The 7,708-nt window shown below is 65.1% G+C and carries 7 protein-coding genes; 3 read left to right on the top strand and 4 right to left on the bottom strand.

Annotated features, from left to right (window positions below):
• Positions 1–1,350 (bottom strand): PLP-dependent aminotransferase family protein (locus QOC89_RS29525; RefSeq protein WP_323048277.1); only part of this gene is annotated, 1,350 nt, incomplete at its 3' end.
• A 163-nt stretch (positions 1,351–1,513) separates the two neighbouring features.
• Here QOC89_RS29525 and QOC89_RS29520 point away from each other — a divergent pair.
• On the top strand, positions 1,514–1,819 hold the full coding sequence (locus QOC89_RS29520; RefSeq protein ID WP_323048276.1) for a DUF2917 domain-containing protein: 306 nt from the start codon (positions 1,514–1,516) through the stop codon (positions 1,817–1,819).
• A 62-nt stretch (positions 1,820–1,881) separates the two neighbouring features.
• Here the strand turns inward: QOC89_RS29520 and QOC89_RS29515 are convergent, their stop codons facing one another.
• Positions 1,882–3,117 (bottom strand): citrate/2-methylcitrate synthase, encoded by a 1,236-nt coding sequence (locus QOC89_RS29515; RefSeq protein WP_323048275.1) that lies wholly within the window; start codon positions 3,115–3,117, stop codon positions 1,882–1,884.
• Positions 3,118–3,233: 116 nt separating this feature from the next.
• On the opposite strand from QOC89_RS29515, the gene QOC89_RS29510 reads away from it, so the two are divergent.
• Positions 3,234–4,625, top strand: coding sequence for a CoA transferase (locus QOC89_RS29510; protein WP_323048274.1), 1,392 nt, complete (start codon positions 3,234–3,236; stop codon positions 4,623–4,625).
• Between the two features lie 16 nt (positions 4,626–4,641).
• Here QOC89_RS29510 and QOC89_RS29505 read toward each other — a convergent pair whose 3' ends face one another.
• Complete coding sequence (locus tag QOC89_RS29505) at positions 4,642–5,388, bottom strand: GntR family transcriptional regulator (RefSeq protein ID WP_323048273.1); 747 nt, start codon at positions 5,386–5,388, stop codon at positions 4,642–4,644.
• A 237-nt stretch (positions 5,389–5,625) separates the two neighbouring features.
• Between QOC89_RS29505 and QOC89_RS29500 the strand changes: the two genes are divergently transcribed.
• Positions 5,626–6,471, top strand: coding sequence for an aldo/keto reductase (locus tag QOC89_RS29500; protein WP_323048272.1), 846 nt, complete (start codon positions 5,626–5,628; stop codon positions 6,469–6,471).
• Between the two features lie 95 nt (positions 6,472–6,566).
• Here the strand turns inward: QOC89_RS29500 and QOC89_RS29495 are convergent, their stop codons facing one another.
• Entirely contained in the window at positions 6,567–7,061 is a 495-nt protein-coding gene (locus tag QOC89_RS29495) for a hypothetical protein (RefSeq protein ID WP_323048271.1), read from the bottom strand.
• Between the last annotated feature and the right edge of the window lie 647 nt (positions 7,062–7,708).

Genomic DNA, 7,708 nt, shown 5'->3' with positions numbered 1-7,708 from the left:
CGCGTGGATCCGGATCCACGGGCTCACTTCCATGTTCGGCCGGAAATAGCTGCCGGGCAGCACTGTCACGCCGAGCGGCGCGCCGCATTCCACCAGCCGTTCGGCGTTGTCGACGTGCGGCACGCGCGCCCACACGAACTTGCCGCCGACGGGTTTTTCGAACAGCTCCCAGCCCGCGTCTTCGAGTATCTGAATGGTCGAGCCGAGGGCGTCGCGCATGCGGCGGCGCAGGCGCTCCAGATACTTGCGATAGGCGCCGCGCTCCAGCAGCGACACGGCGACCGCTTCGGCAAAGCGCGAAGCGCCGAGGCTCGTCAGCATCTTGATGTCGACCAGATCCTTGATGATCGAGTGGCTTGCCACCACGCAGCCGATTCGCAGCGAGGACGACAGCGTCTTTGACAAACCGCCTACGTAGATCACATGTTCGAGTTGGTCGAGGGTCGCGAGACGGTCGGTGAGGTCGGTTTGAAAGTCGGCGTAGATGTCGTCTTCGATGATGGTGAAGCCGTGCTCACGCGCCAGTTGCAGCAGCCGGAATGCCACCGGCGGCGCGACCGTGGTGCCGGTCGGGTTGTGGAACACCGTGTTGATGAACATCAGCTTCGGCCGATGCAGTTGCAATTGCGCCTGCAACACATCGAGATCGGGACCGTTGCGGGTGCGCGGAATGCCGATCAGCTTGACGCCGTGCAGCTTCAGCAGGCCGTACAGGTTGTAGTAGCCGGGATCCTCGACGAACATCGTGTCGCCGGCTTTGAGCATGTAGCGCATCAGCAGATCGAGCGCCTGGCTCGCGCCGTTGGTGATCAGAATCTGCGAGGCGTCCGCTTGAATGCCCAACTGGCCGATGCGGCCTTGCAAATGTTCACGCAAGGTCAGATTGCCGAGCGGGGTCGCGTAATCGATCATGCTGGCGGTGTCGGTGCGCGACACATGGCGGATCGCCTGCGCGAGGCTGTCGGTGTCGCGCCATGCATCGGGAATGAAGCCGCTGCCGAGCTTGAGCGTCTCGCCCGGGTGGTTGAACTGCTGGAGGATGTGTCCTGATTCGTCTTCGGCGCGGCGTGGGTCCGAGGTACCCTGGCACTGCGTGCTCATGGGCAGACGGTCGGCAACGTAGAAGCCAGAACCGTGACGCGAGTCGACATAGCCGAGCGACACCAACCGGTCGTAGGCCTCGATCACAGGGAAACGGCTCACGCCGTAGTCGGCTGCGAACTGACGGATCGACGGCAGCTTGGCGCCGGGGTGCGCGGTGCGTGAACGAATCCATGCGGTAACGCCCGTGACGATCTGCTCGGTGAGCGGTACGCGGTTATCCCGATCGAGCTGGATTTCGAGTTTCATGTGGTTTCTGCTCCTTCACGCAAAAACGAACCGCAACCGGCACCAACTGTCAGGTTTTTCGACTGAACAGTTCCGCAATAAGTGTTCGGAACTGTGCATGGGCGTCCGATGATCGCACGTCAATAATCGATACAACAGAAAAGTTCTTTGAAGGAGAACAGCGATGCGTGAAGTCCGTGTTTTTGAACTGGAACATGGCGAGCCCGCGGCGGCCTGGCGTGTCGCGCGTCCGTCGATCTTCAAGGTGATCTCGGGCGAGATCTGGCTGACAGTCGAAGGCGACAACGTGGATCACTGGCTGGCAACCGGGCAATCGATGGCGTTGCCGCGTGGGGCGGTGGCGTGGATCAGCGCAGGGCAGGCCGGTGCGCGTTTCGCGCTGGCGAGCGGCTCAGAGCGCGCTGCAACACGGCCACTGCGCGGTTTGCCGATATTGAACTGGTTGCCCCGCTGGTTGGGCGTGGCGTGACGCGGCAGACAAGCACGGCAACCGCATAACGTAGCTGCCCTGGCTGCCAGCATCGCTGCGGCTCAGTTCCCCGCCTCATACTCCCCGATATAACGCGCACGCGGCCGGATCAGCCGGCCATCGCGCGTCTGTTCCATTGCATGAGCGATCCAGCCGACCACCCGGCCGACCGCGAACAAGGTGAACGCGGCGCCCACCGGCAAGCCGAGGACCCGTTCGATGGCGGCGAGCGCAAAGTCGACGGTCGGTTCCGCGCCGGTCGTGTCGCGCACCGCGCGCGCGAGCGCCTGCACTTCGCCCAGTGGCGAACGGGCCGGCGCGCAATCGGCGAGCATGCCGAGCAGCAGGCGCGCACGCGGGTCACCGGCGGGATAAAGCGGATGGCCGAAGCCTGATAGCACCGGCCCTTGCGCGCCGTGTTCGTGGCGCGCAAGCCGGTTCGCGAGATAGCGATCGAGATCGGGCGCGCGCGACGCTTCATCGAGCAGCGCGGCAATCCGCACGGTCTCGCCGCCGTGCCGAGGTCCGGCTAACGCGGCGAGACCACCCGCCACGGCGCCAAACAGATGCGTTCCCGTCGACGTGATGCAGCGAACCGTGAAGGTCGACGCATTCAGTTCGTGATCCGCACAGGCCACCAGCGCCGCGCGCAGCAGTCCGGCCTGCTGCCGGTTGCGCACACTCCACGCTGAAGCCAACTGCTTGTGCAGCGGCTCGTTCGACGGCGCCGCCGAGATCATCGCGGCGGCCAGCAGCCGCATGACCGCGCAAGCGGTATCGAGTTGCGCATCGCGGCCGAGCGCCCAGACTCGCGGCATTTGCGCCGCGGCGGCCGGCAGCAGCACGAGCGCGCGGTCGAGCGGCGTGCTGTCGCTCCACAGCTTGAGCCACGCCGCCCATCGGGCAGCGGCGAACGGCACGGCCGGTGCGTCGGCGATACGTCTGACACCGCATTCCCACAGCAATGCCGCGACGTCTTCCAGTGAGGCGGTGCGCGCCAGTTCCATGGCGTCATGCCCGCGGTACAGCAGGCGGCCGTCGGCCACCAGCGTGATCGACGATTCGAGCACCGGCACGCCCCAATCCAGCACTTTCTGCGCGACCTTGCCGGCGCGCTTGCCGTCCTCCTTGCGCCGCGCGAGCCGCCGCACTTCGCCGGCGTCGTAGAGACGGTGCTTGCCTTGCGCATCCGGCGACGAGCTCAGCATGCCGCGACTGACATAGGCATACAGCGTAGCCAGGCTGATGCCGAGCGTGGCGGCGGCTTCGGCAGCGGTCAGGGAAGGGGAGGCAGGCATGGAAACGGCGAGAAACCGAAGAAATCAATATATATTGATTATCATAATCAAGATTGATTGCGACGTGGCGGAATTCTAGACTCGGTTCACTTTCTTCCTGTTCCCATCTGACCGCCATGACGCCTGAACTTGCTCTCAAACATATCTGGACGGTTGCGGAATGCGACCCGACCGCATTGAGGTCCGTTTCGTTTGCCGGTACCGATCCGGGCTTGCCGTCGGTCTATCGGGTCGGCACGTTGGCCTCGGCGACCATTGCCGCGAGCGGCCTTGCGGCTGCCGAATACCAGCGCTTGCGCACGGGGCACCGGCAGCACGTCACGGTGGAGATGCGGCGCGCGCTGGCCGCGTTTCGCAGCGAGCGCTATTTGCGCATTGACGATGGGCCGCCGCCCGCCTTGCGCGATCCGGTCATGGGTTTCTACGCGACGCGAGACGACCGCTGGATTCAACTGCACACGAACTTTCCCCATCATCTCGCGGGAGTGCTGAAGGTACTCGGCTGCGCGAACGATCGCGCGGCGGTGGCCGAGGCGATTCGCGGCTGGGATGGCGCGACGCTCGACCAGACGCTCGCCGACGCCGGCTTATGCGCCGCACTGATTCGCACGCCCGACGAGTGGGCCGCGCTCGATCAGGCAAAAGCGATTGCGAGTTTGCCCTTGTTCGAGATCGAGCGCATTGGCGACGCGCCGGTCGAACCGCCGCGGCGAGGCGCGGTGGAACGGCCGCTGGCGGGTGTGCGGGTGCTGGATCTGTCGCGCATCATTGCGGGACCGGTGGCGGGGCGCGCGCTCGCGCAGCATGGCGCCGACGTGCTGATGATCAACGGTCCGCACTTGCCGAACATTGCGCCGCTGGTGATCGACAACGGGCGCGGCAAGCGTTCGGCGCTCGTCGATCTGCGCGACGCGGCGGGACCGGAAACGTTACGTGGTCTCGCCGGCGACGCTGATGTGTTCTTGCAGGCGTACCGGCCAGGGGCGCTCGCCGCTCGCGGGTTGGGTCCCGAGGAATTGGCGCGGATCCGGCCGGGGATCGTGTATGTCTCCGTTTGCGCCTATGGACACAAGGGGCCGTGGGCAACGCGGCGCGGCTTCGATAGTCTGGTGCAGTCGGCGAGTGGGATTGCTTTTGTTGAACGCGAGGCGGCGGGATGGAATGAGCCGAAGCATTTGCCGTGTCAGGCGTTGGATCATGCTACCGGGTATCTGGCTGCGTTCGGCGCGATGGCCGCGTTGGCGCGGCGAGCCACCGAAGGCGGGAGCTGGCACGTGAAAGTGTCGCTCGCGCAGACCGGGCGGTGGTTGCAGTCGTTTGGATTACTTCCCGACGGCTGGAAGGCGCCCGATGTCTCGATCGACGATGTGCGGGATTGCCTTGCGACTGTTCAATCCGAGTTCGGCCGTGTTCTCGGGGTGCAGCCGGCCGAGCTTCTGGACGAGACGCCCGCCTATTTTGCGTTGCCGCCGGCCCGGATCGGGGCGCACGAGGCGAAATGGGCGTAACGGTAGCGATGGCCGCCTATTTCCGCAACTCCGCCACAAAATCGTAGTAGTCGTTCCGGCAATAGGTGTCGGTCAGCTCGATCGCTCGCTGATCCGTCGTATATCCAATGCGCGTGATCAGCAGCAGTGCCTCGTTAGGGGCAATGCTCATCTGCTGCGCGATCTCTTCGGTTGCGTTTACCGCGCGAAAATGCTGTAGCGCGCGCACAATCCCCAGTCCGCGATTCTCCAGGTACGTGTACAAGGAATCGCCAATCGCCTGAGGATCAGGAATCACCGCGGCGGGGAACGTCGAGTTCTCCACGGCCATCACGATGCCGTCGGCGAGACGCAGGCGCCGCAAGCGCGTTACGGCAGCCGCGGGCGACAGGCCCAGTTGAATCACCTCGTCGCGGTTAGCCGGCGAAATCTCCCGCGACAACCACTTCGAACTTGGCGCAAAACCGCGCCGCCGCAGCATCTCGCTGAAGCTCGACAGACGCGACAGCGGGTCGTCGTAGCGCGGCGTGATGAAGCTGCCCGCGCCCTGAGTGCGGCGGATCAAGCCCTGTTCGACCAGCAGGGCAATGGCTTTGCGCGAGGTGATCCGCGATACGCCGAGCGCTTCGGACAGCACGCGCTCGGAGGGCAGGGCCTCGCCCGCGCTCCAACGGTTTTCGTGGATCGCCGTGCCGAGCTTGCGAGCAAGTTGCAGATATAGCGGCGTGTCGTTTTCCGGGTCCGGGCGCAGATCGCGCCAGCGGTCTTCCGAGGCAGAGGTCATGGGGCTCACGCAAGAAGGGCAAGGGGCAATTCTAAGACATCGGCGCGCCCGGTTATAGCGGGCTTTTGCCTGGTGCCCGATCCAATACCCGTCCAACCGTTAAACTCGTCCCTATGATTTGCGTGGCGTGCGCTGCAGCATGGATCGATGTGCACGCATCGACCTGCACGCGTAGCCGTGTGTGTGCGGCGTTCCGCTTAGCCAATTTAGCCGATTTAGCCACTTCGAGGAGAAAGCATGACGACCGATATCGCGAGCGTAAGCCTGCCCGACGGCGAACGTATTCCGAAACTGGGGCAGGGCACGTGGGAGATGGGTGAGCAACCGTCGCGTCGCGCTGCGGAAATCGCCGCGCTGCAATGCGGCATTGAACTGGGCATGACGCTGATCGATACCGCCGAAATGTATGGCGACGGTGCCACCGAATCGCTTGTTGGGGAAGCGCTGGCGGGGCTGCGCGATCAGGTCTTTCTCGTCAGCAAGGTGTATCCGCATAACGCCGGCCGGCGCGGCGTGGTCGCGGCGTGCGAACAGAGCCTCAAGCGCCTGAAAACCGATCGGCTCGATCTGTATCTGCTGCACTGGCGCGGCTCGGTGCCGCTCGCGGAAACCGTCGACGCATTCGAGGCGTTACGCCGCGCGGGCAAGATTCGCCATTGGGGGGTCAGCAACTTCGATACCGACGATATGGAAGAGCTCGTCGCGACACCTGGCGGCGAGGCATGCGCGACCAATCAGATTCTCTACAACGTCGCGCGCCGGGGACCGGAATTCGACCTGTTGCCATGGCTTGCCGCGCACAAGATGCCGGCGATGGCGTACAGCCCGGTCGATCACGCGCGTTTGCCGAAGCGTTCGCCGCTCGACGACATCGCCGACGCACGTGGCGTTTCGGTGTTTCAGGTGGCGCTTGCGTGGGTGTTGCAACGGCCGGACGTGTTCGCAATTCCGAAAGCGGGCCGCGTCGAACACGTGCGCGACAACCATCGGGCCGCGCAACTGCAACTCGGCGCGCCGGAACTCGCTGCCATCGACACGTATTTCAAACCGCCGCGCAGCAAGCGGCCACTCGAAATGCTGTGAGCGCAGTGGCGGCGGTTAGTGAACGGCAACCGCTCTGCCGCTGCCTTGCAATCGGCGCGTGGGTGCCGCTGGTGCGGCGGCCTGCGCCGCCAGCATCAATTGCAGCTGTGGTGCATGTGCACGGAGCCCAGAACAGCGACTTCAGCGGGCGTGTGTTTGAGCGAGTCTTCGTTGACCTGGGCGGCGTCGGCGACGAATTCGTCGACGATCGACGACACCTGGATATTGCGCAGACACAGCGACACCCGCTGCGTTTCGTTGGGCGGCAGCGACGCGCGCTGACCGAGGAACAGCACACCGTATTGATAGCCGTGAATGATGCCGCGGATCGCACCGACGCATTGACCTTGGGCGACGTTGTCGGTCTTCTGTTTGCAGGTCTGCGCGAGCGAATAGGCGGAAAAGCTGGGATCGACAGGCGGGGCGGCTTGCGACAGGGTTTGTGGCAACGGCTGGGTTGACGTGGCCGGATTTTGAGTAGGGGATTGCGCCGGAGTTTGCGCATGAGCGAGCGATGCGAGGCCGAGCGCGGTGACCATCAGCAGGCCGGTGGCCGTGCGCGCCATGAAGCGGGGGACGTTTCGTTGCATGTTGTGTTGCCCTCATATCGAACGTTGAATTTGATATGAGGCAATCGCTCCGGTTTGGTTCCGGTCACGTACGAGGCGATCGATTGTTCTGGCTTTAACCGCCGCGGACGACCAGACCCAGGTGACCGGCCTCGGGCGGTGACGTTCGACCGGGGGATCGAGACATCACCGCCGATGCCGGCGGACAGCGGGCGGATCCGGAATCTGCCGTTAGCGACGGGTAGGGCGCGGGGGCCCCCTACCCGAGAAGCAGGCGACTGTTAATGCCCGTTCCCTCCGCCATTGCCACCACCGTTACCGCCGCTGCCCTTGCCTCCGTGACCGCCGCCGAAGCCTCCGCCAAAGCCGCCGCCGAACCCGCCACCGAAGCCGCCGCCAAAACCACCACCGAAGCCACCACTGCTACCAGGGCCGCCTCCTTTTCCCCCGCCAGGGCCGCCGCTGGAGCCACCACCACCGCAACCGCAGCCGCCGCTCCCGCTGCTGCCGCCGCCGCTGCCGCCCTGCGTGCCGGTGCTGGGCGTCTGGGTGGAGGGCGCGGGGGGCGAGGACGTGCCGCCCGAGGACGGCGTCGAGGGCGTCGCGGGCGCGGAGGTGCTCGGGGTGCCGCCGGTCGAGGAGCCGCCGGACGACCCGCTGCCCGTGCT

This window comes from Paraburkholderia sp., assembly GCF_034668105.1.
GTDB lineage: Bacteria > Pseudomonadota > Gammaproteobacteria > Burkholderiales > Burkholderiaceae > Paraburkholderia.
The sequence above is the reverse complement of the archived record's forward strand: the minus strand, read 5'-3'. Positions and strand labels throughout refer to the sequence as shown.

Excerpts from the sequence above, each read along its gene's own strand:
- QOC89_RS29520 (WP_323048276.1), top strand. The coding sequence starts at position 1,514 with ATGCGTGAAGTCCGTGTTTTTGAACTGGAACATGGCGAGCCCGCGGCG.
- QOC89_RS29515 (WP_323048275.1), bottom strand. The coding sequence starts at position 3,117 with ATGCCTGCCTCCCCTTCCCTGACCGCTGCCGAAGCCGCCGCCACGCTC.
- QOC89_RS29510 (WP_323048274.1), top strand. The coding sequence starts at position 3,234 with ATGACGCCTGAACTTGCTCTCAAACATATCTGGACGGTTGCGGAATGC.
- QOC89_RS29505 (WP_323048273.1), bottom strand. The coding sequence starts at position 5,388 with ATGACCTCTGCCTCGGAAGACCGCTGGCGCGATCTGCGCCCGGACCCG.
- QOC89_RS29500 (WP_323048272.1), top strand. The coding sequence starts at position 5,626 with ATGACGACCGATATCGCGAGCGTAAGCCTGCCCGACGGCGAACGTATT.
- QOC89_RS29495 (WP_323048271.1), bottom strand. The coding sequence starts at position 7,061 with ATGCAACGAAACGTCCCCCGCTTCATGGCGCGCACGGCCACCGGCCTG.